A 25450-nucleotide genomic window follows, 5' to 3' on the forward strand; every position below is an offset into this window, starting at 1 on the left:
CGATGGACGACATCCTCCAGCGCATCGTCGCCGTCAAGCACGAGGAGATCGCCGAAGCCCGCCGCGCGCGCAGCCTGCAGGACTGGCGTGCCGCGGCCGAGGCGGCTGATCCGGTGCGCGGCTTTGCCGCCGCGTTGCGCCGCCGCGTCGAGGCTGGCCACGCTGCCGTCATCGCCGAGGTCAAGAAAGCCAGCCCGAGCAAGGGCGTGCTGCGCGACCTGTTCGTGCCGGCGGAGATCGCCGCGTCGTACGAGCGCCACGGCGCCGCCTGCCTGAGCGTGCTGACCGACCGCCGGTTCTTCCAGGGCGGCGTCGAGGCGCTGCAGGCCGCGCGCGCGGCCTGCGCACTGCCGGTGCTGCGCAAGGACTTCATCGTCGACGAGGTCCAGGTCTTCGAGGCGAGGGCGATGGGTGCCGACGCGATCCTGCTGATCGCCGCCTGCCTGGAAGACGGCCGCATGCGCGACCTCGAGGCTTGCGCGATGTCGCTCGGGCTGGACGTGCTGGTCGAGGTGCACGACGGCGCCGAGCTCGATCGCGCGCTGCGCCTGGCGACGCCGCTGGTCGGCATCAACAACCGCAACCTGCGCAGCTTCGAGGTCACGCTGGACACGACGCTGGGGCTGCTGCCGCGCGTGCCGGCCGACCGGTTGCTGGTCACCGAGTCCGGCATCCTGGGCCCCGACGACGTGCGCCGCATGCGCGCGGCCGGCGTCGGCGCCTTCCTCGTCGGCGAGGCTTTCATGCGTGCCGCCGATCCCGGCGCCGCGCTGGCGAGCCTGTTCGCATGATGGCCGACGAGCTGCCGGCGGCGTTCGCGACGCTGCCGCCGGCCTGGCGCGCCGTGCTGCCCGGCTGGACGCCGGCGGCCGAGGCGGCGGTCGTCGAGCGCGTGCGCGCCGTGTCGGGCGCGCGCGAGATCGGTCCGCCGGATCCGTTCCGGGCCCTTCGCCTCGTGTCGCCCGAGGCGGCGCGTGTCGTCATCCTCGGTCAGGACCCGTACCCGCGGCCGGGCCATGCGGACGGCATGGCGTTCTCGGCCGGCCATGGCAAACCCCACTCGTTGCGTCGGATATTCGACGTGCTGGCCAGCGACCGCCCGGCCTGGCAACGACCTGCGGACTGGTGCCTGGACCCGTGGGCGGTGCAGGGCGTGCTGCTGCTGAACCCGGTGCTGACCGTCGAGATCGGCGCTGCCGGCAGCCACATGAATTGTGGTTGGCAGGTGCTCACATCCGAAATCATCTCGGTGCTGTGTCGCCGCGCGGAGCCGCCGGCCTTCCTGCTGTGGGGCAAGCCGGCGAACGCCTTCTTCGATGCCGCCTGCCCGCCCGGCTGCACGCCGCCGGTCTGGCGCACGCGCCACCCCTCGCACGACTTCAAACGCGAGTTCATGGCCGACGGCAGTCACTTCGCCGCCACGGCCGATCGTGTCGACTGGTGGGGAGGGGCTGGTATTTCCCGCTGACCGTGCTACACTAGTTGGCTCTCCGGAGGGGTGCCCGAGTGGCTAAAGGGGGCAGACTGTAAATCTGTTGGCTTACGCCTACGCTGGTTCGAATCCAGCCTCCTCCACCAGAGAGACACGCTTGACGGTTGTGCCCGCGGGAGTAGTTCAATGGCAGAACCTTAGCCTTCCAAGCTAATGACGCGGGTTCGATTCCCGTCTCCCGCTCCAGGAAGGTTTTCAGGGTTCGTCGAGTGTCCCGCGCCGTCGTTACGGGTCTGCCGGTCCATCTGGTTGGCAGTGTCGGTCGTCAGACCCGTAACGATTGCCCATGTGGCTCAGTGGTAGAGCACTCCCTTGGTAAGGGAGAGGTCGCGCGTTCGATCCGCGCCATGGGCACCACGACTTGCTAACAATCGACTCGACACGATTGAGTCTCTCAGCCAGGAGCACCTGACATGGCAAAGGGTAAGTTCGAACGCACGAAGCCGCACGTGAACGTGGGCACGATCGGGCACGTCGACCACGGCAAGACGACGCTGACGGCGGCGATCACGACGATCCTGGCGGCGAAGTTTGGTGGTGAAGCGAAGGCGTACGACCAGATCGACGCGGCGCCGGAAGAGAAGGCGCGTGGCATCACGATCAACACGGCGCACGTGGAGTACGAGACGGCGACGCGTCACTACGCGCACGTTGACTGCCCGGGGCACGCTGACTACGTGAAGAACATGATCACGGGTGCGGCGCAGATGGACGGTGCGATCCTGGTGTGCTCGGCCGCTGACGGCCCGATGCCGCAGACGCGCGAGCACATCCTGCTGGCCCGTCAGGTCGGTGTGCCGTACATCATCGTGTTCCTGAACAAGTGCGACATGGTCGACGACGCCGAGCTGCTCGAGCTCGTCGAGATGGAAGTTCGCGAACTGCTGAGCAAGTACGACTTCCCGGGCGACGACACGCCGATCATCAAGGGCTCGGCCAAGCTGGCGATCGAAGGCGACAAGGGTGACCTGGGCGAACAGGCCATCTTCCGTCTGGCCGACGCGCTGGACAGCTACATCCCGACGCCGGAGCGCGCGGTGGACGGCACGTTCCTGATGCCGGTGGAAGACGTGTTCTCGATCTCGGGCCGCGGCACCGTGGTGACGGGCCGTGTCGAACGCGGCGTGATCAAGGTCGGCGAGGAAATCGAGATCGTCGGCATCCGTCCGACCGTCAAGACGACCTGCACGGGCGTGGAAATGTTCCGCAAGCTGCTGGACCAAGGCCAGGCTGGTGACAACGTCGGCATCCTGCTGCGTGGCACGAAGCGTGAAGAAGTCGAGCGCGGCCAGGTGCTGTGCAAGCCGGGTTCGGTGAAGCCGCACACGCACTTCACGGCCGAGATCTACGTTCTGAGCAAGGAAGAAGGCGGCCGTCACACGCCGTTCTTCAACAACTACCGCCCGCAGTTCTACTTCCGCACGACGGACGTGACGGGCGCGGTGGAGCTGCCGAAGGACAAGGAAATGGTGATGCCGGGCGACAACGTGTCGATCACGGTGAAGCTGATCGCCCCGATCGCGATGGAAGAAGGCCTGCGCTTCGCCATCCGTGAAGGTGGTCGCACCGTCGGCGCCGGCGTCGTCGCGAAGATCATCGAGTAATCTGTCAAGGTTTTACGCAGGGGCATAGCTCAACTGGCAGAGCGTCGGTCTCCAAAACCGAAGGTCGGGGGTTCGATCCCCTCTGCCCCTGCCACCCGACTCCTCGGGTGCCCAAGACACCAGCCCGCGGGCGCTGAAAAGCCCGGCGGGCTTTGCTGCTGATGGCGGCAAAGTAACCTCTAGCCCATGTCCACCCAACCCCAAGTCGAAACCGTCTCCACGGGCGCCGACAAAGCCAAGCTGGCCGTCGCGGCGATCCTGCTCGTGGCTGGTGTCGTCGTGTTCTACGTGCTCGGTCAGCGCGACCTGTGGCAGCGCGTGATCGCGCTGCTGGTCCTCGTGGCCGGGGCCGTGGGGGTCTTCTTCACCGCCGAAACGGGCCGCCAGCTGATCGGCTTCGGCCGCGAGTCGGTCAAGGAAGTGAAGAAGGTCGTCTGGCCGACCCGCAAGGAAGCGGGCCAGATGACGCTCTACGTGTTCGCCTTCGTCGTCACGATGGCGCTCTTCATGTTCCTGACCGACAAGACGCTGGAGTGGGTGTTGTACGACCTGATCCTGGGCTGGAAGCGCTGAGGCGAACACGATGACGGAACCGCAAGCCACCCCCACCCCCGAGACTGCCGTCGCGCCCAGCAACAAGCGCTGGTACGTCGTGCATGCCTATTCGGGCATGGAGAAGGCCGTCGAACGCAACCTGCGCGAGCGCATCGACCGCGCCGGCATGCAGGACAAGTTCGGCCGCATCCTGGTCCCGACCGAAGAGGTCGTCGAGCTCAAGAACGGTAAGAAGGCCGTCACCGAGCGCCGTTTCTTCCCGGGCTACGTGCTCGTCGAGATGGAAATGGCCGACGACACCTGGCACCTGGTCAAGCACACGAGCAAGGTCACCGGCTTCGTCGGCGGCGCGCGCAACCGCCCGGCCCCGATCTCCGAAGCCGAGGTGATGAAGATCGTCAACCAGATGCAGGAAGGCGTCGACAAGCCCCGGCCCAAGGTCGAGTGGACGGTCGGCGAGATGGTCCGCGTCAAGGAAGGCCCCTTCACCGACTTCAACGGCGCCGTCGAGGAAGTCAATTACGAGAAGAGCAAGGTCAAGGTGTCGGTCACGATCTTCGGTCGTGCCACCGGCGTCGAACTCGACTTCTCCCAGGTCGAGAAGGTCTGACCGGCCTTCGGTGCGGCTCGCCGCGCCAAGATTCCAGGGCGCCCGCCTGCAACCCCGGGTGCCTGCAGCAAGCAGGGTTGTATGACGAGGAGCTGGCACCCCCAGCGCTAGAACTCGGTTAGGAGCCATCATGGCAAAGAAGATCGTCGGCTTCATCAAGCTGCAAGTCCCGGCCGGCAAGGCCAACCCCTCGCCCCCGATCGGCCCCGCGCTCGGTCAGCGCGGCCTGAACATCATGGAGTTCTGCAAGGCGTTCAACGCCCAGACGCAGAGCTACGAACCGGGCCTCAAGCTGCCGGTCGTGATCACGGCCTACGCCGACAAGTCCTTCACCTTCATCCTGAAGTCGCCCCCGGCGACCGTGCTGCTGAAGAAGGCGGCCAAGATCGAGAAGGGTTCCGGCCGCGCCCACCTGGAGAAGGTCGGCAAGGTCACGCGCGCCCAGCTCGAGGAAATCGCCAAGACCAAGATGAAGGACCTCACCGCCGCCGACATGGACGCCGCGGTGAAGACCATCGCCGGTTCGGCCCGCTCGATGGGTCTCATTGTTGAAGGGGTCTGACGCCATGGCCAAGCTCACCAAGAAAGCCAAGGCCCTGCAGGGCAAGGTCGAAAGCACCAAGCTGTACCCGCTGACCGACGCGCTGGCGCTGGTCAAGGAGTGCGCCACCGCCAAGTTCGACGAGTCGATCGACGTGGCCGTGCAGCTCGGCGTCGACGCCAAGAAGTCCGACCAGGTCGTTCGCGGCGCGGTCGTGATGCCTGCGGGCACCGGCAAGACCAAGCGTGTCGCCGTCTTCGCCCAGGGCGCCAAGGCCGAGGAAGCCAAGGCCGCCGGTGCCGACATCGTCGGCATGGACGACCTGGCCGCCGAGATCAAGGCCGGCAACCTGAACTTCGACGTCGTGATCGCCTCGCCGGACACGATGCGCATCGTCGGTACGCTGGGTCAGATCCTCGGCCCGCGCGGCCTGATGCCGAACCCGAAGGTCGGCACCGTGACCCCGGACGTCGCCCAGGCCGTGCGCAATGCCAAGGCCGGTCAGGTCCAGTTCCGCGTCGACAAGGCCGGCATCATCCACGCGACGATCGGCCGCCGTTCGTTCGAGTCGGAGCGCCTGACCGACAACCTGCGCGCGTTGATCGAAGCCCTGAACAAGGCCAAGCCGGCGTCGAGCAAGGGCGTGTACCTGCGCAAGGTCGCCGTGTCCTCGACGATGGGCATCGGCGTCCGCGTCGACACCCAGTCGATCGCCGCCCAGGCCTGAACATGACACGAGGCCGCACGCTCCAGTCTGGCGTGCGGCTTCTCGATTTGGTGGGCTGTCCGGCCGCGAGGTCGGGCAGGTCATCCAAGACCGCTGGTGAAGCCTCCGGGCTTCTTAATCGCGCGGCAGCCCGCAAGGGCTGACGACGGCCAGCGCAGATGGCGGTCCCGCTGCTGAAGGTTTCCCCGGGAAGTTGCCGGGGGTTCCCGAAACAGAAGGTCGCTGATTCCAGGCGTGCCGTGGTCGCAAGACCCGGCACATGATGTGTGAGGAACAGACCTTGAGTCTCAATCGCAACGAGAAGGCAGCCGTCGTCGACGGCGTGTCGGCGCAAGCCGCACGCTCGCAGACGCTCGCGCTGGCCGAGTATCGCGGCCTCACCGTGGCTCACCTCGACAAGCTGCGCCGTCAGGCGCGCGACAACGGCGTTTACCTTCACGTGCTGAAGAACACGCTGGCCCGTCGCGCCGTCGCCGGCACGCCGTTCGAAGTGGCCTCGGACGCGATGGTCGGTCCGCTGATCTACGGCTTTTCCGAGGATGCCGTCGCCGCCGCGAAAGTCATCGCCGACTTCGCCAAGGGCAACGACAAGCTCGTCCTCAAGGGCGGCGCGTACGCCGGCAAGGCGCTCGACGCCAACGGTATCAAGGCCCTGGCCTCGATCCCGAGTCGCGAAGTGCTGATCGCCCAAGTGGCGGGCCTGCTGAAGTCGCCGATCCAGCGCATGGCCGGCGTGATCGCCGCCGTCGCCGAGAAGAAGGGCGGCGCCGAGGCGCCCGCCGAGGCCCCGGCGGCCTGACGCATCCGATTCATTGAACCTTTACTGATTTCGAGGAACCTGAAATGGCATTCGACAAAGACGCTTTCCTGGCTGCGATGGACAGCATGACCGTCATGGAACTCAATGACCTGGTCAAGGCCATCGAGGAGAAGTTCGGCGTGTCCGCCGCCGCCATGGCCGCCCCGGCCGCCGGCGGTGCCGGCGCCGCTGCCGCCCCGGCCGAAGAGAAGACCGAATTCAACGTCGTGCTGCTCGAAGCCGGCGCGAACAAGGTCTCGGTCATCAAGGCCGTGCGCGAACTGACGGGCCTGGGCCTGAAGGAAGCCAAGGACCTGGTCGACGGCGCTCCGAAGAACGTCAAGGAAGGCATTGCCAAGGCCGACGCCGAAGCTGCCGTCAAGAAGCTGGTCGAAGCCGGCGCCAAGGCCGAAGCGAAGTAATTCGGACGATCGCGGGGTCGGCGTTTGCCGGCCTCGGGTCGTTTCGGATCGGTGTTCCGGGCTTCGCCCGGGAACACCTGCAAGAGCCCCGGCGGGCGCTTGCAAGTGTTCTCTGATCCGACTGCAGGGAACGGGTTTGGTCGGACTCCGGTGCAACGCCGGGGTTGTCCGCCAGCGGCAGGTAGTGGCCTGCCACCAAGCCTCGGACACGCCGCCGCCGCCGACACGCCGCCCCGCCCTGGGGCCGCCACCGGCGCCGCCCCCGAGGACTCACACGCCTCGGCTCGGTGCGCAATGTCCGGGCAGCCAGTCGCCGACGAAATGCCGCCCAAGGCCAGGGCGGCATGGTCGACACGGAGAGTTCAATGGCGCAAGCAACCCCCTACACGTTCACCGAGCGCAAGCGCATCCGCAAGAGCTTCGGCAAGCGCGAGAGCGTGCTCAAGGTCCCCTATCTGCTGACGATGCAGAGCGACTCCTACGTCGCCTTCCTGCAAAAGGACGTTCCGCCTCAGCAGCGCAAGCCCGAGGGCCTGCAGGCCGCCTTCCTTTCGGCCTTCCCGATCGTCTCCCACAACGGCTTCGTGGAGATGAAGTTCCTCGAGTACAACATCGCGAAGCCGCCGTTCGACGTGCGCGAGTGCCAGCAGCGGGGCCTGACCTTCGCTGCCGCCGTGCGCGCGAAGCTGCAGATGATCATCTACGACCGTGAGTCGCATCCGGCCAAGGTCGTCAAGGAGATCAAGGAGCAGGAGGTCTACATGGGCGAAGTGCCCCTGATGACCGACTACGGCTCCTTCATCGTCAACGGCACCGAGCGTGTCATCGTCAGCCAGCTGCACCGTTCGCCGGGCGTGTTCTTCGAGCACGACAAGGGCAAGACGCACAGCTCGGGCAAGCTGCTGTTCAGCGCCCGCATCATCCCCTACCGCGGCTCCTGGCTGGACTTCGAGTTCGACCCGAAGGACATCCTCTACTTCCGCGTCGACCGCCGCCGCAAGATGCCGGTGACGATCCTGCTCAAGGCCATCGGCCTGAATCCCGAGCAGATCCTCAGCCACTTCTTCGTCTTCGACAACTTCCGCCTGATGGACTCGGGCGCGCAGATGGAGTTCGTGCCGGAGCGCCTGAAGGGCGAGATCGCGCGCTTCGACCTGACCGACAAGAACGGCGCCGTCATCGTCGAGAAGGACAAGCGCATCACCGCGCGCCACGTGCGCCAGCTCGAGCAGAGCGGCACCACGTTCGTCAGCGTGCCCGAGGACTTCCTCGTCGGCCGCGTCATCGCGCGCAACATGGTCGACCCGGACACCGGTGAAATCGTCGCCAAGGCCAACGACGAGGTCACCGAGTCGCTGCTGAAGAAGCTGCGTTCGGCCGGCATCAAGGACATCCAGTGCCTGTACACGAACGAGCTCAACCAGGGCGCGTACATCAGCCAGACGCTGGCCTCTGACGAGACCGCCGACCAGCTCGCCGCGCGCGTGGCGATCTACCGCATGATGCGCCCCGGCGAGCCGCCGACCGAGGACGCCGTCGAAGCGCTGTTCCACCGCCTGTTCTACAGCGAGGACACCTACGACCTGTCGCGCGTCGGCCGGATGAAGTTCAACGCCCGCGTGGGCCGCGACGTGCCGGACGGCAAGATGACGCTGTCCAACGAGGACATCCTCGACGTCGTCAAGATCCTCGTCGACCTGCGCAACGGCAACGGCGAAGTCGACGACATCGACCACCTGGGCAACCGCCGCGTTCGCTGCGTCGGCGAACTGGCCGAGAACCAGTACCGCTCGGGCCTCGCGCGCATCGAGAAGGCCGTCAAGGAACGCCTCGGCCAGGCCGAGACCGAAGCCCTGATGCCGCATGACCTGATCAACTCCAAGCCGATCAGCGCGGCGCTCAAGGAGTTCTTCGGGGCGAGCCAGCTCTCGCAGTTCATGGACCAGACCAACCCGCTGTCCGAGATCACGCACAAGCGCCGTGTCTCGGCCCTGGGCCCGGGCGGTCTGACCCGCGAGCGCGCCGGCTTCGAAGTCCGCGACGTGCACCCGACCCACTACGGCCGCGTCTGCCCGATCGAAACGCCGGAAGGCCCGAACATCGGCCTGATCAACTCGCTGGCGCTGTACGCGCAGCTCAACGAGTACGGCTTCCTGGAGACGCCGTACCGCCGCGTCGTCGACGGCAAGGTCACCGACCAGATCGACTACCTGTCGGCCATCGAGGAAGGCAAGTACGTCATCGCCCAGGCCAACGCGACGCTGGACGGCGAAGGCCGCCTGATCGACGAGCTGGTCTCGGCGCGCGAGAACGGTGAATCGGTGCTGCTGTCGCCGGAGCGCGTGCAGTACATGGACGTGGCGCCGACGCAGATCGTCTCGGTCGCGGCCTCGCTCGTGCCGTTCCTCGAGCACGATGACGCGAACCGCGCACTGATGGGCGCCAACATGCAGCGCCAGGCCGTGCCGACGCTGCGTCCGGAGAAGGCGCTGGTCGGCACCGGTGTCGAGCGCGTCGCCGCGGTCGACTCGGGCACCGTGGTCACCGCCCGCCGCGGCGGCATCGTGGACTACGTCGACACCAACCGCATCGTCATCCGCGTCAACGACGACGAGACGGTGGCCGGTGAAGTCGGCGTCGACATCTACAACCTGATCAAGTACCAGCGTTCGAACCAGAACACGAACATCCACCAGCGCCCGATCGTGCGCCGCGGCGACCATGTCGGCGCCGGCGACGTCGTCGCCGACGGTGCCTCGACCGACCTGGGCGAGCTCGCGCTCGGCCAGAACATGCTGGTCGCGTTCATGCCCTGGAACGGCTACAACTTCGAGGACTCGATCCTGATCAGCGAGCGTGTCGTCGCCGACGACCGCTACACCTCGATCCACATCGAGGAACTGGTCGTGATGGCCCGCGACACCAAGCTGGGCTCCGAGGAAATCACGCGCGACATCCCGAACCTGTCCGAGCAGCAGCTGGCTCGCCTGGACGAGTCGGGCATCGTCTACATCGGCGCCGAGGTCAACCCGGGCGACGTGCTGGTCGGCAAGGTCACGCCGAAGGGCGAGACGACGCTGACGCCGGAAGAGAAGCTGCTGCGCGCGATCTTCGGCGAGAAGGCGTCCGACGTGAAGGACACCTCGCTGCGTGTCGACCAGGGCACCAGCGGCACCGTCATCGACGTGCAGGTCTTCACCCGCGAAGGCATCCAGCGCGACAAGCGCGCCCAGCAGATCATCGACGACGAGCTGAAGCGCTTCCGCCTGGACCTGAACGACCAGCTGCGCATCGTCGAGGCCGACGCGTTCGACCGGATCGAGAAGCTGCTGGCCGGCAAGGTCGCCAACGGCGGCCCGCAGAAGATCGCCAAGGGCACGACCATCACCCGGGACTACCTGGCGTCGGTCGAGAAGTACCACTGGTTCGACATCCGCCCGGCCGAGGACGAGGTCGCCAACCAGCTCGAGTCGATCAAGAACTCGCTCGAGCAGACCCGCCACAGCTTCGATCTGGCCTTCGAAGAGAAGCGCAAGAAGCTGACGCAGGGTGACGAGCTGCCCGCCGGCGTGCTGAAGATGGTGAAGGTCTACCTCGCCGTCAAGCGCCGCCTGCAGCCCGGCGACAAGATGGCCGGCCGCCACGGCAACAAGGGTGTCGTGTCCAAGATCGTCGCGGTCGAGGACATGCCCTACATGGCCGACGGCACGCCGTGCGACATCGTGCTGAACCCGCTGGGCGTGCCCTCGCGGATGAACGTCGGCCAGGTCCTCGAAGTGCACCTGGGCTGGGCCGGCAAGGGCATCGGCCAGCGCATCGGCGACATGCTGCAGCAGCAGGCGCGTGCCGCCGAACTGCGCGAGTTCCTCGACGAGCTCTACAACAAGTCCGGCGGCAAGACCGAGTCGCTGCAGGACCTGAGCGACGAGGAGATCGTCGAGATGGCGAAGAACCTGCAGCACGGCGTGCCGTTCGCGACGCCGGTGTTCGACGGCGCGCACGAGGAGGAGATCCGCGGCATGCTCAAGCTCGCCTACCCGGACGAGCTGGCGGCGCGCAAGGGCCTCACCGCCACGCGCACCCAGGCCACGCTGCACGACGGCCGCACCGGCGAAGCCTTCGAGCGCCCGGTCACGGTCGGCTACATGCACGTGCTGAAGCTGCACCACCTGGTCGACGACAAGATGCACGCCCGCTCGACCGGCCCGTACAGCCTGGTCACGCAGCAGCCGCTGGGCGGCAAGGCGCAGTTCGGTGGCCAGCGCTTCGGTGAGATGGAAGTCTGGGCGCTCGAGGCCTACGGCGCCAGCTACATCCTGCAGGAGATGCTGACGGTGAAGTCCGACGACGTGAACGGCCGGACCAAGGTCTACGAGAACATCGTCAAGGGTGAGCACTCGATCGAGGCCGGCATGCCGGAATCGTTCAACGTGCTGGTCAAGGAAATCCGTTCGCTCGGTATCGACATCGAGCTGGAGAGGGATTGACCCCCTCGAAGCGACCTTCGGTCGCCTCCCCCCAGGGGGCGACGTCCGCGGGCCGGCCGGGCCGGCCTCGCGGCGTCCGCTCGACCCGAACCGTTCACATCGATACCAGGATCTAGGAGAACCCCATGAAGGGACTACTCGACCTTTTCAAGCAATTCACGCCCGACGAACACTTCGACGCGATCAAGATCGGGCTCGCCAGCCCCGAGAAGATCCGCTCGTGGTCGTTCGGCGAAGTGAAGAAGCCCGAGACGATCAACTACCGCACGTTCAAGCCCGAACGTGACGGCCTGTTCTGCGCCAAGATCTTCGGCCCGATCAAGGACTACGAGTGCCTGTGCGGCAAGTACAAGCGCCTGAAGCACCGCGGCGTGATCTGCGAGAAGTGCGGCGTCGAAGTCACGCAGACCAAGGTGCGCCGCGAGCGCATGGGTCACATCGACCTGGCCGCGCCCTGCGCGCACATCTGGTTCCTGAAGTCGCTGCCGTCGCGTCTGGGCCTGGTGCTCGACATGACGCTGCGCGACATCGAGCGCGTGCTGTACTTCGAAGCCTACGTCGTCGTCGACCCGGGCATGACGCCGCTGAAGAAGTTCTCGATCATGAGCGAGGACGACTACGAGGCCAAGCGCGTCGAGTACGGTGACGAGTTCGTCGCGCTGATGGGTGCCGAGGGCATCAAGAAGCTGCTCGAGGAGATGGACCTCGACGTCGAGATCGACAAGCTCCGCAACGACATGACCGGGTCGGAGCTGAAGATCAAGAAGAACTCCAAGCGCCTGAAGGTGATGGAGGCCTTCAAGAAGTCGGGCATCAAGCCGCATTGGATGATCCTCGAGGTCCTGCCGGTGCTGCCGCCGGACCTGCGCCCGCTGGTGCCGCTGGACGGCGGCCGCTTCGCGACGTCGGACCTGAACGACCTGTACCGCCGCGTCATCAACCGCAACAACCGCCTGGCCCGTCTGCTCGAGCTGAAGGCGCCGGAGATCATCGTCCGCAACGAAAAGCGGATGCTCCAGGAAGCGGTGGACTCGCTGCTGGACAACGGCCGCCGCGGCAAGGCGATGACCGGCGCGAACAAGCGCGCGCTGAAGTCGCTGGCCGACATGATCAAGGGCAAGAGCGGCCGCTTCCGCCAGAACCTGCTGGGCAAGCGCGTCGACTACTCCGGCCGTTCGGTCATCGTCGTCGGCCCGACGCTCAAGCTGCACCAGTGCGGCCTGCCCAAGCTGATGGCGATCGAGCTGTTCAAGCCGTTCATCTTCAGCCGCCTCGAGGCGATGGGCATCGCCACGACGATCAAGGCCGCCAAGAAGGAAGTCGAAGCCGGCACGCCGGTGGTGTGGGACATCCTGGAAGAGGTCATCAAGGAGCACCCGGTCCTGCTGAACCGCGCGCCGACGCTGCACCGCCTGGGCATCCAGGCGTTCGAGCCGGTGCTCATCGAAGGCAAGGCGATCCAGCTGCACCCGCTGGTCTGCTCGGCGTTCAACGCCGACTTCGACGGTGACCAGATGGCCGTGCACGTGCCGCTGTCGATCGAAGCGCAGATGGAAGCCCGCACGCTGATGCTGGCCTCCAACAACGTGCTGTTCCCGGCCAACGGCGAACCGTCGATCGTGCCGTCGCAGGACGTGGTGCTGGGCCTGTACTACGCCACCCGCGAGCGCATCAACGGCAAGGGCGAAGGCATGGTCTTCGCCGACCTGATGGAGCTGCAGCGCGCGCTGGACAACGGCGTCGTCGAGATCACCGCCAAGATCAACGTCCGCCTGACCGAGTGGCTCAAGGACAAGGTCACGGGCGAGTTCGTGCCCGAGACCAAGCTCGTCGAGACCACCGTCGGCCGTGCGCTGCTGTCGCAGATCCTGCCCAAGGGCCTGCCGTTCTCGAACCTGAACAAGGCGCTGAAGAAGAAGGAGATCTCGCGTCTCATCAACGTCAGCTTCCGCAAGTGCGGCCTGAAGGAGACGGTGGTCTTCGCCGACAAGCTGCTGCAAAGCGGCTTCCGCCTCGCGACGCGCGCCGGCATCTCGATCGCCATCGACGACATGCTGGTGCCGCCGCAGAAGCACGAGCTCATCGCCCGTGCCGAGAAGGAGGTCAAGGAGATCGAGCAGCAGTACGTCTCGGGTCTCGTGACCGCCGGCGAGCGCTACAACAAGGTCGTCGACATCTGGGGCAAGACCGGCGACGAGGTCGGCAAGGTCATGATGTCGCAGCTGTCCAAGCAGAAGACCATCGACCGCAACGGCAAGGAAGTCGACCAGGAGTCGTTCAACTCCATCTACATGATGGCCGACTCCGGGGCGCGGGGCTCCGCGGCGCAGATCCGCCAGCTCGCCGGCATGCGCGGCCTGATGGCCAAGCCGGACGGCTCGATCATCGAGACGCCGATCACGGCGAACTTCCGCGAAGGCCTGAACGTTCTGCAGTACTTCATCTCCACCCACGGTGCCCGCAAGGGTCTGGCGGACACGGCGCTGAAGACCGCGAACTCGGGTTACCTGACGCGCCGTCTGGTCGACGTGACCCAGGATCTGGTCGTCACCGAGGACGATTGCGGCACCCAGAACGGCCTGGCCATGCGTGCCCTGGTCGAGGGCGGTGAAGTCATCGAGTCGCTGCGCGACCGCGTGCTCGGCCGCGTCACCGCGACCGAGGTCCTGCACCTCGAGACGCAGGAAACGCTGATGGGCGCCGGCGAGATGCTCGACGAGGACGCGCTCGACAAGCTCGAGGCCGCCGGCGTCGACGAGGTCAAGGTGCGCACGCCGCTGACCTGCGGCACGCGCTTCGGCCTGTGCGCCAAGTGCTACGGCCGCGACCTGGGCCGCGGCGGCCTGGTCAACGTCGGCGAGGCGGTCGGTGTCATCGCCGCCCAGTCGATCGGCGAGCCGGGCACGCAGCTGACGATGCGGACCTTCCACATCGGCGGTGCGGCGTCGCGCGCGGCGGTCGCCTCGAGCGTCGAGGCCAAGTCCGACGGCATCATCGGCTTCAACAGCACGATGCGCTACGTCACGAACGGCAAGGGCGAGCTCGTCGTCATCGCGCGTTCGGGCGAGATCATCATCGCCGACCCGCACGGCCGCGAGCGCGAGCGCCACAAGCTGCCGTACGGCGCGACGCTCAACGTCAAGCCCGACCAGCAGGTCAAGGCCGGCACCGTGCTGGCCAACTGGGACCCGCTGACCCGCCCGATCATCACCGAGTTCGCCGGCAAGGCGCGCTTCGAGAACGTCGAGGAAGGCGTCACCGTCGCCAAGCAGGTCGACGAGGTCACCGGTCTGTCGACGCTGGTCGTCATCGACCCGAAGCGCCGCGGCGCGGCCAAGGTCGTGCGCCCGCAGGTCAAGCTGCTGGACGCGCAGGGCGTCGAGGTCAAGATCCCGGGCACCGACCACGCGGTGACGATCGGCTTCCCGGTCGGCGCGCTGATCCAGGTGCGCGACGGTCAGGACCTGATGCCGGGCGAGGTGCTGGCGCGCATCCCGATGGAAGGCCAGAAGACCCGCGACATCACCGGCGGTCTGCCGCGTGTGGCCGAGCTGTTCGAAGCCCGCTCGCCGAAGGACGTCGGCACGCTGGCCGAGATCACCGGCACGGTGTCGTTCGGCAAGGAGACCAAGGGCAAGGTTCGCCTGCAGATCACCGATCCGGACGGCAAGGTCTACGAAGAGCTGGTGCCCAAGGAGAAGAACATCCTGGTGCACGAAGGCCAGGTCGTGAACCGGGGCGAGCTGATCGTCGACGGCGCGGCGGATCCGCAGGACATCCTGCGCCTGCTGGGCATCGAGGAGCTGGCGCGCTACATCGTCGACGAGGTCCAGGACGTCTACCGTCTGCAGGGCGTGAAGATCAACGACAAGCACATCGAGGTGATCGTTCGCCAGATGCTGCGTCGCGTGCAGATCGTCAACCCGGGCGACACCGGCTACATCGCCGGCGAGCAGGTCGAGCGTTCGGAGCTGCTGGACACCAACGACCGCATGCGCGCCGAGGGCAAGATCCCGGCGACGCACGCCGACGTGCTGCTCGGTATCACGAAGGCCAGCCTGTCGACCGACTCGTTCATCTCCGCGGCCTCCTTCCAGGAGACCACCCGCGTGCTGACCGAGGCGGCGATCATGGGCAAGCGCGACGAACTGCGCGGCCTGAAGGAGAACGTCATCGTCGGCCGCCTGATCCCGGCGGGCACCGGCATGGCGTTCCACGCCGCGCGTCGCGCCAAGGAGGCGATGGACGAGAGCGAGCGTCGTGCGATCGCGCTGCAGGAGGCCGAGGAACTGGCCGCGGTGCAACTGGCCGGCGTCGATGCGGCCAGCGAGGCGGGGGACAACGCGGCCGAGTGATCGGCGGCGCCTCCAGCGTCAAAGGGCAGCTTCGGCTGCCCTTTTTCTTTGTCCGTTCGCCAAGGATCGGGTGATGGCGGGCGGCCTCGTGCTCAGGACGGCGGCGTCCAGCGCGCCGGCGTGCACACCGTGGTGCCGGCGCCGCGCGCCGCGCGCGCGAGCTGCAGCAGCGCCTTGTCGCGCGTCAGCAGCCACGGTGCACCCCAGGCGAGCGCCAGGTCGATGAACATCTGGTCGGCCGGGTCGCGGCAGATCGGCGCCCGCCCGCGTGCGGGCGGCATCTCGACGCGGCAGCCGGCGGCGGCGACGTGCTCGCGCGCGGCATCGCAGGCCGGGCGCCAGCGATCGAGTTCCGGGCGCTGCAGGACGTGCAGCAGCTCGTCGAGCATCGGCCCGGTGGCGATCCAGCGCAGCCGGCCGGCCTCGAGGGCGGCGGCCAGCGGCCGGGTCGCGGGGTCGTCGAAGACCAGCCAGTCGAGCACCACGTTCGTGTCCAGAACGACGGCTGCCGCACCCTGCGCGACTTCATCCATGGTGCTTGCTTGCCCCTGACCGAAACCGCTGACTATAATGGAAGGCTTTTCGGCAGACTTTGCCTCTTGCCCGAGCTGCAGCCCGCAAGGCTGAAGCGCATCGGGCAGCGGCGTCAGCCCGGGGTCCCATGGGGCGCCCGGGCTTTGGCGCGACGCCTTTGTGGCGGGGCGGTTTCCCGAAAAGAACGTGTAGCTTCAAACGGGAACAAGTTACCTATGCCCACCATCAACCAGCTCGTTCGCCAAGGCCGCCAGGCCGAAGTGACGAAGAGCAAGTCCCCTGCGATGCAGAATTGCCCGCAACGTCGTGGCGTCTGCACTCGCGTTTACACCACCACCCCGAAGAAGCCGAACTCGGCGCTTCGTAAGGTCGCCAAGGTGCGCCTGACCAACGGTTTCGAGGTCATCTCGTACATCGGCGGTGAAGGCCACAACCTGCAGGAACACAGCGTCGTGCTCGTGCGCGGCGGCCGTGTGAAGGATCTGCCGGGCGTGCGCTACCACATCGTGCGCGGCTCGCTCGACCTGCAAGGCGTCAAGGATCGCAAGCAGTCGCGCTCGAAGTACGGCGCCAAGCGTCCGAAGAAGGCCTGATCAGGCGGTGCCGCCCCGAGGGGTGGCCAAGCGGAAGGCCCGCCGCTACGCGGGTCGAGTAAGTGAAGGGCCTCGATGACCCTTCGCGGTGCGGGTGAAGAGCCGGCGCCAACTGAATCGAAAAAGGAAGAGTCCCATGCCACGTCGTCGCGAAGTCCCCAAGCGCGAAATCCTGCCGGATCCGAAGTTCGGCTCCGTCGACCTGTCCAAGTTCATGAACGTCATCATGGAATCGGGCAAGAAGGCCGTCGCCGAGCGCATCATCTACGGCGCCCTCGACCAGGTCGAGAAGAAGGCCGGCAAGGATCCGCTGGAAGTCTTCCTAGTCGCGCTGAACAACATCAAGCCGATGGTCGAAGTGAAGTCCCGCCGCGTCGGCGGTGCGAACTACCAAGTTCCCGTGGAAGTTCGCCCCGTCCGCCGGCAGGCCCTGGCCATGCGCTGGCTGAAGGAATCGGCGCGCAAGCGCGGTGAGAAGTCGATGGCCGCGCGTCTGGCCAACGAACTGCTGGAAGCGGCCGAAGGCCGTGGCGGCGCGATGAAGAAGCGCGACGAAGTCCACCGCATGGCCGAAGCGAACAAGGCGTTCTCGCACTTCCGCTTCTGACCCCCCGCCTGACGGCCGCCTTGGCGGGCTGAGCGCAGCCCCCAGGCGGCCCTGCATTTGGAGATTTGATCATGGCCCGCAAGACCCCCATCGAGCGCTACCGCAACATCGGTATTTCGGCGCACATCGATGCCGGCAAGACCACCACGACCGAGCGCATCCTGTTCTACACGGGTGTGAACCACAAGATCGGCGAGGTGCACGACGGCGCCGCGACGATGGACTGGATGGAGCAGGAGCAGGAGCGCGGGATCACGATCACCTCCGCGGCCACCACCTGCTTCTGGAAGGGCATGGACCTGTCCTTCCCGGAACACCGTTTCAACATCATCGACACCCCGGGGCACGTCGACTTCACGATCGAAGTCGAGCGCTCGATGCGCGTGCTCGACGGCGCGTGCATGGTGTACTGCGCGGTCGGCGGCGTGCAGCCGCAGTCCGAGACCGTCTGGCGCCAGGCCAACAAGTACAAGGTGCCGCGCCTCGCGTTCGTCAACAAGATGGACCGGACCGGCGCCAACTTCTTCAAGGTCTATGACCAGATGAAGACGCGCCTGAAGGCCAACCCGGTGCCCATCGTCGTGCCGATCGGCGCCGAAGAGAACTTCAAGGGTGTCGTGGACCTCTTCAAGATGAAGGCCATCATCTGGGACGACGCGTCCCAGGGGATGAAGTTCAACTACGAGGACATCCCGGCCGAGCTGGCTGCCGACTGCCAGAAGTGGCGCGACAACATGATCGAGGCCGCCGCCGAAGCCTCCGAGGACTTGATGAACAAGTACCTCGAGGAAGGCGAGCTCTCGGAAGAGGAGATCAAGCACGGCCTGCGCCTGCGCACGATCGCCACCGAGATCCAGCCGATGCTCTGCGGCACCGCGTTCAAGAACAAGGGCGTGCAGCGCATGCTCGACGCCGTCATCGAGTTCCTGCCCTCCCCGGTGGACATCCCCCCGGTCACCGGCACGGACGAGGACGAGCAGCCCGCTTCCCGCAAGGCCGATGACAACGAGAAGTTCTCGGCGCTGGCGTTCAAGCTGATGACCGACCCGTACGTCGGCCAGCTGACCTTCGTGCGCGTCTACTCGGGCATCCTGAAGAGCGGCGACTCGGTCTACAACCCGATCCGCGGCAAGAAGGAGCGCATCGGCCGAATCCTGCAGATGCACGCCAACCAGCGTGAAGAAATCAAGGAAATCCTGGCCGGCGACATCGCCGCCTGCGTGGGCCTGAAGGACGTCACGACCGGCGAAACGCTGTGCGATCCGGAAAGCGTGATCACGCTCGAGAAGATGGTCTTCCCCGAGCCCGTGATCTCGCAGGCCGTCGAGCCCAAGACCAAGAGCGACCAGGAAAAGATGGGCATCGCGCTGGGTCGCCTGGCGGCCGAGGATCCGTCGTTCCGCATGCGCACCGACGAAGAGTCCGGCCAGACCATCATCTCCGGCATGGGCGAGCTGCACCTGGAAATCATCGTCGACCGCATGAAGCGCGAGTTCGGCGTCGAGGCCAACGTCGGCAAGCCGCAGGTTGCGTACCGCGAAACGATCCGCAAGACCGCGACCGACGTCGAAGGCAAGTTCGTGCGCCAGTCGGGCGGCAAGGGCCAGTACGGCCACGTCGTCTTCACGGTCGAGCCGAACGAGCCGGGCAAGGGCTTCCAGTTCGTCGACGCGATCAAGGGCGGCGTCGTGCCGCGCGAGTACATCCCGGCGGTGCAGAAGGGTGTCGAAGACACGCTGCCCAACGGCGTGCTGGCCGGCTACCCGGTGGTCGACGTCAAGGTCACGCTGACCTTCGGCTCATACCACGAGGTCGACTCGTCGGAAAACGCGTTCAAGATGGCCGCGTCGATCGGCTTCAAGGAAGCCTGCCGCAAGGCCAGCCCGGTCATCCTCGAGCCGATGATGGCCGTGGAAGTCGAGACGCCGGAAGACTACGCCGGCTCGGTGATGGGCGACCTGTCGTCCCGTCGCGGCATGGTGCAGGGCATGGACGACATGCCTGGCGGCGGCAAGATCATCAAGGCCGAGGTGCCGCTGTCGGAGATGTTCGGCTACTCGACGACGCTGCGCTCGATGTCGCAGGGCCGTGCGACGTACACGATGGAGTTCAAGCACTACAGCGAAGCTCCGAAGAACGTCGCCGACGCGATCGTCACCGCTCGCGGCAAGAACTGATAGCTCAGGCGCGGGGCGGCTGCTCCGCGGTCTCGCGCCCTCGAGGCGCCGGCTGCCCGTGGCCGGCGTGTGGCGCGAGACCTTAAACGGTCACGGGTTCTGCTCTTTCTCTGGAGATACGAAGAATGGCAAAGGGTAAGTTCGAACGCACGAAGCCGCACGTGAACGTGGGCACGATCGGGCACGTCGACCACGGCAAGACGACGCTGACGGCGGCGATCACGACGATCCTGGCGGCGAAGTTTGGTGGTGAAGCGAAGGCGTACGACCAGATCGACGCGGCGCCGGAAGAGAAGGCGCGTGGCATCACGATCAACACGGCGCACGTGGAGTACGAGACGGCGACGCGTCACTACGCGCACGTTGACTGCCCGGGGCACGCTGACTACGTGAAGAACATGATCACGGGTGCGGCGCAGATGGACGGTGCGATCCTGGTGTGCTCGGCCGCTGACGGCCCGATGCCGCAGACGCGCGAGCACATCCTGCTGGCCCGTCAGGTCGGTGTGCCGTACATCATCGTGTTCCTGAACAAGTGCGACATGGTCGACGACGCCGAGCTGCTCGAGCTCGTCGAGATGGAAGTTCGCGAACTGCTGAGCAAGTACGACTTCCCGGGCGACGACACGCCGATCATCAAGGGCTCGGCCAAGCTGGCGATCGAAGGCGACAAGGGTGACCTGGGCGAACAGGCCATCTTCCGTCTGGCCGACGCGCTGGACAGCTACATCCCGACGCCGGAGCGCGCGGTGGACGGCACGTTCCTGATGCCGGTGGAAGACGTGTTCTCGATCTCGGGCCGCGGCACCGTGGTGACGGGCCGTGTCGAACGCGGCGTGATCAAGGTCGGCGAGGAAATCGAGATCGTCGGCATCCGTCCGACCGTCAAGACGACCTGCACGGGCGTGGAAATGTTCCGCAAGCTGCTGGACCAAGGCCAGGCTGGTGACAACGTCGGCATCCTGCTGCGTGGCACGAAGCGTGAAGAAGTCGAGCGCGGCCAGGTGCTGTGCAAGCCGGGTTCGGTGAAGCCGCACACGCACTTCACGGCCGAGATCTACGTTCTGAGCAAGGAAGAAGGCGGCCGTCACACGCCGTTCTTCAACAACTACCGCCCGCAGTTCTACTTCCGCACGACGGACGTGACGGGCGCGGTGGAGCTGCCGAAGGACAAGGAAATGGTGATGCCGGGCGACAACGTGTCGATCACGGTGAAGCTGATCGCCCCGATCGCGATGGAAGAAGGCCTGCGCTTCGCCATCCGTGAAGGTGGTCGCACCGTCGGCGCCGGCGTCGTCGCGAAGATCATCGAATAAGCGTGGACCCCCGGCCTGCTGCGCGCGCTACGGCGCGCGCGTAGGTCGCCCCCCGAGGGGGCTTCGGGGCGTTCCCGGGAGACCCGTGAACGTCCCGCTCTCCGGCCACCATTTGCGCGCCCGTCGCCCTAGCGGCGACGGGAGTGCTGTGCAAAGAGGAACACCATGTCCACGAAGCAAAAGATCCGCATCCGCCTGAAGGCCTTCGATTACAAGCTGATCGACCAGTCGGCCCTCGAGATCGTCGACACCGCCAAGCGCACCGGCGCCATCGTCAAGGGCCCGGTGCCCCTGCCGACGCGTCTGCAGCGTTTCGACATCCTGCGTTCGCCGCACGTCAACAAGACCAGCCGCGACCAGTTCGAGATCCGCACCCACCAGCGCCTGATGGACATCGTCGACCCGACCGACAAGACGGTCGACGCGCTGATGAAGCTCGACCTGCCCGCCGGCGTCGACGTCGAAATCAAGCTGCAGTAAACCGGGCTGGCGCAGCGGCTTCGGCTGCTGCTACAATCACCGGCTTTCCCCGACTCCGGCCTCGATGGGCCGGGCTCGGGGATTTCGTCCGCATGGGTTTCGTGGGTGTTTCCACGGGCCCGTCAGGACATCACCCCGGCCAATCGTTGTCGGGATCGTGAACAAAGGCGTCCTTCCGCCAAGTCGGGCGCTGGAGAAATGACCATGAGCATGAGCGAACAGCTCGGCTTGCTGGGCCGCAAGGTGGGCATGATGCGCATCTTCACGGACGATGGCGACGCCATCCCCGTGACGGTGCTCGACGTGTCCAACAACCGCGTCACGCAAGTCAAGACGGTGGCCACCGACGGCTACAGCGCGCTGCAAGTCGCGTTCGGCGCCCGCAAGGCGAGCCGCGTCAACAAGCCCGAAGCGGGTCACCTGGCCAAGGCTGGTGTCGAAGCGGGCGAAGTCCTGAAGGAATTCCGCGTCACCGCCGAGATCGCCGGGCAGTACCAGCCGGGCGCCGTCGTGCCGGTGAGCCTGTTTGCCGCGGGCCAGCTCGTCGACGTGCAAGGCACCTCGATCGGCAAGGGCTACGCCGGCACCATCAAGCGCCACAACTTCGGCTCGCAGCGCGCGTCGCACGGCAACAGCCGTTCGCACAACGTGCCGGGCTCGATCTCGATGGCCCAGGACCCGGGTCGCGTGTTCCCGGGCAAGAAGATGACCGGCCACATGGGCGACGAGACCGTCACCACCCAGAACCTGGACATCGTCCGTGTTGACGAAGCGCGTTCGCTGCTGCTCGTCCGCGGTGCGGTTCCGGGTGCCAAGAACGGCCACGTCGTCGTGCGTCCCGCCGTCAAGGTCAAGCTGAAGAAGGGGGCCCAGTGATGCAACTCGAGCTCCTGAACGAACAGGGCCAGGCCACGGCCAAGGTCGACGCGCCGGACACCGTGTTCGCGCGTGACTACAACGAAGCGCTCGTGCACCAGGTCGTCGTTGCCTACCAAGCCAACGCGCGCCAGGGCACCCGCGCCCAGCTCGACCGCGGCGAGGTCAAGCACTCGACGAAGAAGCCGTTCCGCCAGAAGGGCACCGGCCGCGCTCGCGCCGGCATGACCTCCTCGCCGCTGTGGCGTGGGGGTGGTCGCATCTTCCCGAACCGCCCGGACGAGAACTTCTCGCACAAGGTCAACAAGAAGATGTACCGCGCCGGCATGGCGTCCATCCTCTCGCAGCTGGCCCGTGACGGCCGTCTGGCGGTGGTGGACTCGCTGACCGTCGACGCGCCCAAGACCAAGCTGCTGGCCCAGAAGCTCAAGGCCATGGGCCTGGAGTCGGTGATGGTGATCGCCGACCAGATCGACGACAACCTCGCGCTGGCCTCGCGCAACCTGGCCAACGTACTCGTCGTCGAGCCGCGCTACGCCGATCCGCTGTCGCTGGTCTTCTACAAGAAGGTCCTGGTGACCAAGGGCGCGATCGAGCAGCTCAAGGAGATGTTCGCATGAGCGCCCCGCAAAAGTTCGACGAAGGCCGCCTGGCCAAGGTGCTGGTCGCTCCGATCATCTCCGAGAAGGCCACCAGCGTCGCCGAGAAGCACAACCAGGTCCTGTTCAAGGTCCTGCGTGACGCCACCAAGCCCGAGATCAAGGCTGCGGTGGAACTGATGTTCAAGGTCGAGGTGGCTTCGGTCACGACGACCGTGCAGAAGGGCAAGGTCAAGCGCTTCGGCCGCACGATCGGCCGCCGCGATCACGTCAAGAAGGCGTACGTGGCGCTGAAGCCGGGCCAGGAGCTCAACTTCTCCGGGGAGGCTGCGTAATGGCTGTCATCAAGGTCAAGCCGACGTCGCCCGGCCGCCGTGCCGTGACGAAGGTGGTGCACAAGCACCTGCACAAGGGCGCCCCGGAAGCTTCGCTGCTCGAGCCGCAGAAGCAGAAGGCGGGCCGCAACAACAACGGCCACATCACGATGCGGCACAAGGGTGGTGGCCACAAGCACCACTACCGCGTCGTCGACTTCGTGCGCAACAAGGACGGCATCCCGGCGAAGGTCGAACGCATCGAGTACGACCCGAACCGCACCGCCCACATCGCGCTGCTGTGCTACGCCGACGGCGAGCGCCGCTACATCATCGCCCCGCGCGGTGTCGAAGCCGGTGCCACGCTGCTGTCGGGCGCGGAAGCCCCGATCAAGGCCGGCAACACGCTGCCGATCCGCAACATCCCCGTGGGTTCGACGATCCACTGCGTGGAGATGCTGCCGGGCAAGGGCGCGCAGATCGCGCGTTCGGCCGGCGCCAGCGTCACGCTGATGGCGCGCGAAGGCACCTACGCACAGGTTCGCCTGCGCTCGGGTGAAGTGCGCAAGATCCACATCGACTGCCGCGCCACGATCGGCGAGGTCAGCAACGAAGAACACAGCCTGCGCCAGTACGGCAAGGCCGGTGCGATCCGCTGGAAGGGCATCCGTCCGACCGTCCGCGGCGTTGCGATGAACCCGGTCGACCACCCGCACGGTGGCGGCGAAGGCCGCACCGGCGAAGGCAAGCCGCAGGTGTCGCCGTGGAACACGCTGACCAAGGGCTACCGTACGCGCAGCAACAAGCGCACGCAGACGATGATCGTCTCGCGCCGCAAGAAGTGAGGCCGTAGAACATGGCACGTTCACTCAAGAAGGGTCCCTTCGTGGACCACCACCTGATGGCCAAGGTCGAGAAGGCCTCCGCCAACAAGGACAAGAAGCCGATCAAGACCTGGTCGCGCCGTTCGACGATCCTGCCCGAGTTCATCGGCCTGACCGTCGCCGTGCACAACGGCAAGCAGCACGTTCCCGTGTACGTGACCGACCAGATGGTCGGCCACAAGCTCGGCGAATTCGCGCTGACCCGTCTGTTCAAGGGTCACCCGGCCGACAAGAAGGCCAAGCGCTAAGGGGACGAAGAGCATGGAAACCAAGGCAATCGTCCGCGGTGTGCGCCTCTCGGCCGACAAGGGTCGGCTGGTGGCGGACATGATCCGCGGCAAGAAGGTCGACCAGGCGATCAACATCCTCACGTTCACGCCGAAGAAGGCGGCCGTCATCATCAAGAAGGCGGTCGAATCGGCGGTGGCCAACGCGGAGCACAACGACGGTGCGGACATCGACGAGTTGAAGATCAAGTCGATCTACGTCGAGCAAGGCGCCACGCTGAAGCGTTTCTCGGCCCGTGCGAAGGGTCGCGGCAACCGCATCAGCAAGCCGACCTGCCACATCTTCGTGACCGTCGGCAACTGAGGAGCTGGAAAAGACATGGGACAAAAAATCCATCCGACCGGCTTCCGGCTGAGCGTCACGCGGGCCTGGGGCTCGCGCTGGTTCGCCTCGAACCGCAACTTCGCCGGCATGCTGGCCGAAGACCTGCAGGTTCGTGACTACCTGAAGACCAAGCTGAAGAACGCGGCGGTCTCGCGCATCCTGATCGAGCGTCCGGCCAAGAACGCCCGCATCACGATCTTCTCGGCTCGTCCGGGCGTCGTGATCGGCAAGAAGGGCGAGGACATCGAGAACCTGAAGGCCGAGCTGACCAAGCGCCTCGGCGTTCCGGTCGCGGTCAACATCGAGGAAGTGCGCAAGCCCGAAGTCGATGCCCAGCTGATCGCCGACTCGATCACCCAGCAGCTCGAGAAGCGCATCATGTTCCGTCGTGCGATGAAGCGCGCGATGCAGAACGCGATGCGCCTGGGCGCGCAGGGCATCAAGATCATGTCCGCCGGTCGTCTGAACGGCATCGAGATCGCGCGTACCGAGTGGTATCGCGAAGGTCGCGTGCCGCTGCACACCCTCAAGGCCGACATCGACTACGGCTTCTCCGAAGCCAAGACCACCTACGGCGTCATCGGCGTCAAGGTGTGGGTCTACCGCGGTGACCGCCTGGCCAACGGCGAAGCGCCGCAGCTGGCGAAGACCGAAGGTGACGACGAGCGCCGTCCGCGCCGTGGTCCGCGTCCGGGCGGTGACCGTCCGGGTGCCGGCCGTGGCCGTCCGGGTGGCGATCGTGGCCCGCGTGCCGACGGTGCTCCGTCGGCGGCCCCTGCCGGCGACGGCAAGGGTGGTCCGGCCGTCAAGCGCGTGCGTCGCGCCGGCGCTCCGGCTGCCGGCGGCGAGACCAAAGGAGAATAACG

The 25450-nt window shown here is 66.2% G+C and carries 24 protein-coding genes and 4 tRNA genes; 27 read left to right on the forward strand and 1 reads right to left on the reverse strand.

Annotated features, from left to right (window positions below):
* Positions 1–2: 2 nt before the first annotated feature.
* From trpC to rpoC, 15 genes are all read left to right on the forward strand, one after another.
* Entirely contained in the window at positions 3–791 is a 789-nt protein-coding gene (trpC, locus tag G5B56_RS05265) for an indole-3-glycerol phosphate synthase TrpC (RefSeq protein ID WP_164962541.1), read from the forward strand.
* Positions 788–1468 (forward strand): uracil-DNA glycosylase, encoded by a 681-nt coding sequence (locus tag G5B56_RS05270; protein WP_164962542.1) that lies wholly within the window; start codon positions 788–790, stop codon positions 1466–1468. Before trpC ends, G5B56_RS05270 begins: the two co-directional genes overlap by 4 nt.
* 24 nt (positions 1469–1492) lie before the next feature.
* Positions 1493–1578: transfer RNA gene (locus G5B56_RS05275), tRNA-Tyr, on the forward strand.
* Positions 1579–1604: 26 nt separating this feature from the next.
* A tRNA-Gly gene (locus tag G5B56_RS05280) sits at positions 1605–1678 on the forward strand.
* A 96-nt stretch (positions 1679–1774) separates the two neighbouring features.
* Positions 1775–1849 (forward strand) — tRNA-Thr (locus G5B56_RS05285).
* A gap of 56 nt (positions 1850–1905) precedes the next feature.
* Positions 1906–3096: an elongation factor Tu gene (gene tuf / locus G5B56_RS05290; RefSeq protein ID WP_164962543.1), complete on the forward strand. Its 1191-nt coding sequence runs from the start codon at positions 1906–1908 to the stop codon at positions 3094–3096.
* Positions 3097–3114: 18 nt separating this feature from the next.
* Positions 3115–3190: transfer RNA gene (locus G5B56_RS05295), tRNA-Trp, on the forward strand.
* A 92-nt stretch (positions 3191–3282) separates the two neighbouring features.
* Positions 3283–3669 (forward strand): preprotein translocase subunit SecE, encoded by a 387-nt coding sequence (gene secE, locus G5B56_RS05300; protein WP_009855890.1) that lies wholly within the window; start codon positions 3283–3285, stop codon positions 3667–3669.
* A gap of 10 nt (positions 3670–3679) precedes the next feature.
* A complete protein-coding gene (gene nusG / locus G5B56_RS05305) occupies positions 3680–4261 on the forward strand; it encodes a transcription termination/antitermination protein NusG (protein WP_009855889.1) in 582 nt (193 codons plus the stop codon).
* 130 nt (positions 4262–4391) lie between these two features.
* Positions 4392–4823, forward strand: a complete 432-nt coding sequence (rplK, locus tag G5B56_RS05310; RefSeq protein WP_009855888.1) for a 50S ribosomal protein L11 — start codon at positions 4392–4394, stop codon at positions 4821–4823.
* Positions 4824–4827: 4 nt separating this feature from the next.
* Positions 4828–5529 (forward strand): 50S ribosomal protein L1, encoded by a 702-nt coding sequence (gene rplA, locus G5B56_RS05315; RefSeq protein ID WP_009855887.1) that lies wholly within the window; start codon positions 4828–4830, stop codon positions 5527–5529.
* Positions 5530–5809: 280 nt separating this feature from the next.
* The gene (gene rplJ / locus G5B56_RS05320) at positions 5810–6328 is read left to right on the forward strand and encodes a 50S ribosomal protein L10 (protein ID WP_009855886.1); all 519 of its coding nucleotides are present in this window, start codon (positions 5810–5812) and stop codon (positions 6326–6328) included.
* 44 nt (positions 6329–6372) lie between these two features.
* The gene (rplL, locus tag G5B56_RS05325; protein WP_164962544.1) at positions 6373–6750 is read left to right on the forward strand and encodes a 50S ribosomal protein L7/L12; all 378 of its coding nucleotides are present in this window, start codon (positions 6373–6375) and stop codon (positions 6748–6750) included.
* 365 nt (positions 6751–7115) lie between these two features.
* A complete protein-coding gene (gene rpoB, locus G5B56_RS05330) occupies positions 7116–11237 on the forward strand; it encodes a DNA-directed RNA polymerase subunit beta (protein WP_164962545.1) in 4122 nt (1373 codons plus the stop codon).
* A 125-nt stretch (positions 11238–11362) separates the two neighbouring features.
* Positions 11363–15592, forward strand: a complete 4230-nt coding sequence (gene rpoC / locus G5B56_RS05335; RefSeq protein ID WP_164962546.1) for a DNA-directed RNA polymerase subunit beta' — start codon at positions 11363–11365, stop codon at positions 15590–15592.
* 92 nt (positions 15593–15684) lie between these two features.
* Here rpoC and G5B56_RS05340 read toward each other — a convergent pair whose 3' ends face one another.
* Positions 15685–16125: a putative toxin-antitoxin system toxin component, PIN family gene (locus G5B56_RS05340; protein WP_164962547.1), complete on the reverse strand. Its 441-nt coding sequence runs from the start codon at positions 16123–16125 to the stop codon at positions 15685–15687.
* A 216-nt stretch (positions 16126–16341) separates the two neighbouring features.
* On the opposite strand from G5B56_RS05340, the gene rpsL reads away from it, so the two are divergent.
* From rpsL to rpsC, 12 genes are all read left to right on the forward strand, one after another.
* Positions 16342–16719, forward strand: a complete 378-nt coding sequence (gene rpsL / locus G5B56_RS05345; RefSeq protein ID WP_009855881.1) for a 30S ribosomal protein S12 — start codon at positions 16342–16344, stop codon at positions 16717–16719.
* A 136-nt stretch (positions 16720–16855) separates the two neighbouring features.
* Complete coding sequence (rpsG, locus tag G5B56_RS05350) at positions 16856–17326, forward strand: 30S ribosomal protein S7 (protein ID WP_009855880.1); 471 nt, start codon at positions 16856–16858, stop codon at positions 17324–17326.
* Between the two features lie 71 nt (positions 17327–17397).
* On the forward strand, positions 17398–19503 hold the full coding sequence (gene fusA, locus G5B56_RS05355; RefSeq protein WP_164962548.1) for an elongation factor G: 2106 nt from the start codon (positions 17398–17400) through the stop codon (positions 19501–19503).
* Positions 19504–19628: 125 nt separating this feature from the next.
* Complete coding sequence (gene tuf, locus G5B56_RS05360; RefSeq protein ID WP_164962543.1) at positions 19629–20819, forward strand: elongation factor Tu; 1191 nt, start codon at positions 19629–19631, stop codon at positions 20817–20819.
* A gap of 165 nt (positions 20820–20984) precedes the next feature.
* Positions 20985–21299 (forward strand): 30S ribosomal protein S10, encoded by a 315-nt coding sequence (gene rpsJ / locus G5B56_RS05365; RefSeq protein ID WP_009855657.1) that lies wholly within the window; start codon positions 20985–20987, stop codon positions 21297–21299.
* Between the two features lie 204 nt (positions 21300–21503).
* Positions 21504–22175, forward strand: coding sequence for a 50S ribosomal protein L3 (rplC, locus tag G5B56_RS05370; protein ID WP_009855658.1), 672 nt, complete (start codon positions 21504–21506; stop codon positions 22173–22175).
* Positions 22175–22795, forward strand: a complete 621-nt coding sequence (gene rplD / locus G5B56_RS05375; protein WP_009855659.1) for a 50S ribosomal protein L4 — start codon at positions 22175–22177, stop codon at positions 22793–22795. The genes rplC and rplD overlap by 1 nt, the downstream gene beginning before the upstream one ends.
* Positions 22792–23109, forward strand: coding sequence for a 50S ribosomal protein L23 (gene rplW, locus G5B56_RS05380; protein WP_009855660.1), 318 nt, complete (start codon positions 22792–22794; stop codon positions 23107–23109). Before rplD ends, rplW begins: the two co-directional genes overlap by 4 nt.
* Positions 23109–23933: a 50S ribosomal protein L2 gene (gene rplB, locus G5B56_RS05385; RefSeq protein ID WP_009855661.1), complete on the forward strand. Its 825-nt coding sequence runs from the start codon at positions 23109–23111 to the stop codon at positions 23931–23933. Before rplW ends, rplB begins: the two co-directional genes overlap by 1 nt.
* Before the next feature lie 11 nt (positions 23934–23944).
* Positions 23945–24220, forward strand: a complete 276-nt coding sequence (gene rpsS / locus G5B56_RS05390) for a 30S ribosomal protein S19 (protein ID WP_009855662.1) — start codon at positions 23945–23947, stop codon at positions 24218–24220.
* 13 nt (positions 24221–24233) lie between these two features.
* On the forward strand, positions 24234–24563 hold the full coding sequence (gene rplV / locus G5B56_RS05395; protein ID WP_009855663.1) for a 50S ribosomal protein L22: 330 nt from the start codon (positions 24234–24236) through the stop codon (positions 24561–24563).
* Between the two features lie 15 nt (positions 24564–24578).
* Entirely contained in the window at positions 24579–25448 is an 870-nt protein-coding gene (rpsC, locus tag G5B56_RS05400) for a 30S ribosomal protein S3 (RefSeq protein ID WP_009855664.1), read from the forward strand.
* The last annotated feature ends 2 nt before the right edge of the window (positions 25449–25450 follow it).

Source organism: Rubrivivax sp. JA1026, from assembly GCF_011065555.1.
Lineage (GTDB): Bacteria > Pseudomonadota > Gammaproteobacteria > Burkholderiales > Burkholderiaceae_C > Rubrivivax > Rubrivivax benzoatilyticus.

Excerpts from the sequence above, each read along its gene's own strand:
- G5B56_RS05270 (WP_164962542.1), top strand. The coding sequence starts at position 788 with ATGATGGCCGACGAGCTGCCGGCGGCGTTCGCGACGCTGCCGCCGGCC.
- rplW (WP_009855660.1), top strand. The coding sequence starts at position 22,792 with ATGAGCGCCCCGCAAAAGTTCGACGAAGGCCGCCTGGCCAAGGTGCTG.
- rpoB (WP_164962545.1), top strand. The coding sequence starts at position 7,116 with ATGGCGCAAGCAACCCCCTACACGTTCACCGAGCGCAAGCGCATCCGC.
- rpoC (WP_164962546.1), top strand. The coding sequence starts at position 11,363 with ATGAAGGGACTACTCGACCTTTTCAAGCAATTCACGCCCGACGAACAC.
- tuf (WP_164962543.1), top strand. The coding sequence starts at position 1,906 with ATGGCAAAGGGTAAGTTCGAACGCACGAAGCCGCACGTGAACGTGGGC.
- rplD (WP_009855659.1), top strand. The coding sequence starts at position 22,175 with ATGCAACTCGAGCTCCTGAACGAACAGGGCCAGGCCACGGCCAAGGTC.
- rpsL (WP_009855881.1), top strand. The coding sequence starts at position 16,342 with ATGCCCACCATCAACCAGCTCGTTCGCCAAGGCCGCCAGGCCGAAGTG.
- trpC (WP_164962541.1), top strand. The coding sequence starts at position 3 with ATGGACGACATCCTCCAGCGCATCGTCGCCGTCAAGCACGAGGAGATC.
- nusG (WP_009855889.1), top strand. The coding sequence starts at position 3,680 with ATGACGGAACCGCAAGCCACCCCCACCCCCGAGACTGCCGTCGCGCCC.
- rplA (WP_009855887.1), top strand. The coding sequence starts at position 4,828 with ATGGCCAAGCTCACCAAGAAAGCCAAGGCCCTGCAGGGCAAGGTCGAA.
- rpsC (WP_009855664.1), top strand. The coding sequence starts at position 24,579 with ATGGGACAAAAAATCCATCCGACCGGCTTCCGGCTGAGCGTCACGCGG.
- rplV (WP_009855663.1), top strand. The coding sequence starts at position 24,234 with ATGGAAACCAAGGCAATCGTCCGCGGTGTGCGCCTCTCGGCCGACAAG.
- fusA (WP_164962548.1), top strand. The coding sequence starts at position 17,398 with ATGGCCCGCAAGACCCCCATCGAGCGCTACCGCAACATCGGTATTTCG.
- rplL (WP_164962544.1), top strand. The coding sequence starts at position 6,373 with ATGGCATTCGACAAAGACGCTTTCCTGGCTGCGATGGACAGCATGACC.
- rplC (WP_009855658.1), top strand. The coding sequence starts at position 21,504 with ATGAGCATGAGCGAACAGCTCGGCTTGCTGGGCCGCAAGGTGGGCATG.
- G5B56_RS05340 (WP_164962547.1), bottom strand. The coding sequence starts at position 16,125 with ATGGATGAAGTCGCGCAGGGTGCGGCAGCCGTCGTTCTGGACACGAAC.
- rpsJ (WP_009855657.1), top strand. The coding sequence starts at position 20,985 with ATGTCCACGAAGCAAAAGATCCGCATCCGCCTGAAGGCCTTCGATTAC.
- rpsG (WP_009855880.1), top strand. The coding sequence starts at position 16,856 with ATGCCACGTCGTCGCGAAGTCCCCAAGCGCGAAATCCTGCCGGATCCG.
- rplK (WP_009855888.1), top strand. The coding sequence starts at position 4,392 with ATGGCAAAGAAGATCGTCGGCTTCATCAAGCTGCAAGTCCCGGCCGGC.
- tuf (WP_164962543.1), top strand. The coding sequence starts at position 19,629 with ATGGCAAAGGGTAAGTTCGAACGCACGAAGCCGCACGTGAACGTGGGC.
- secE (WP_009855890.1), top strand. The coding sequence starts at position 3,283 with ATGTCCACCCAACCCCAAGTCGAAACCGTCTCCACGGGCGCCGACAAA.
- rpsS (WP_009855662.1), top strand. The coding sequence starts at position 23,945 with ATGGCACGTTCACTCAAGAAGGGTCCCTTCGTGGACCACCACCTGATG.
- rplB (WP_009855661.1), top strand. The coding sequence starts at position 23,109 with ATGGCTGTCATCAAGGTCAAGCCGACGTCGCCCGGCCGCCGTGCCGTG.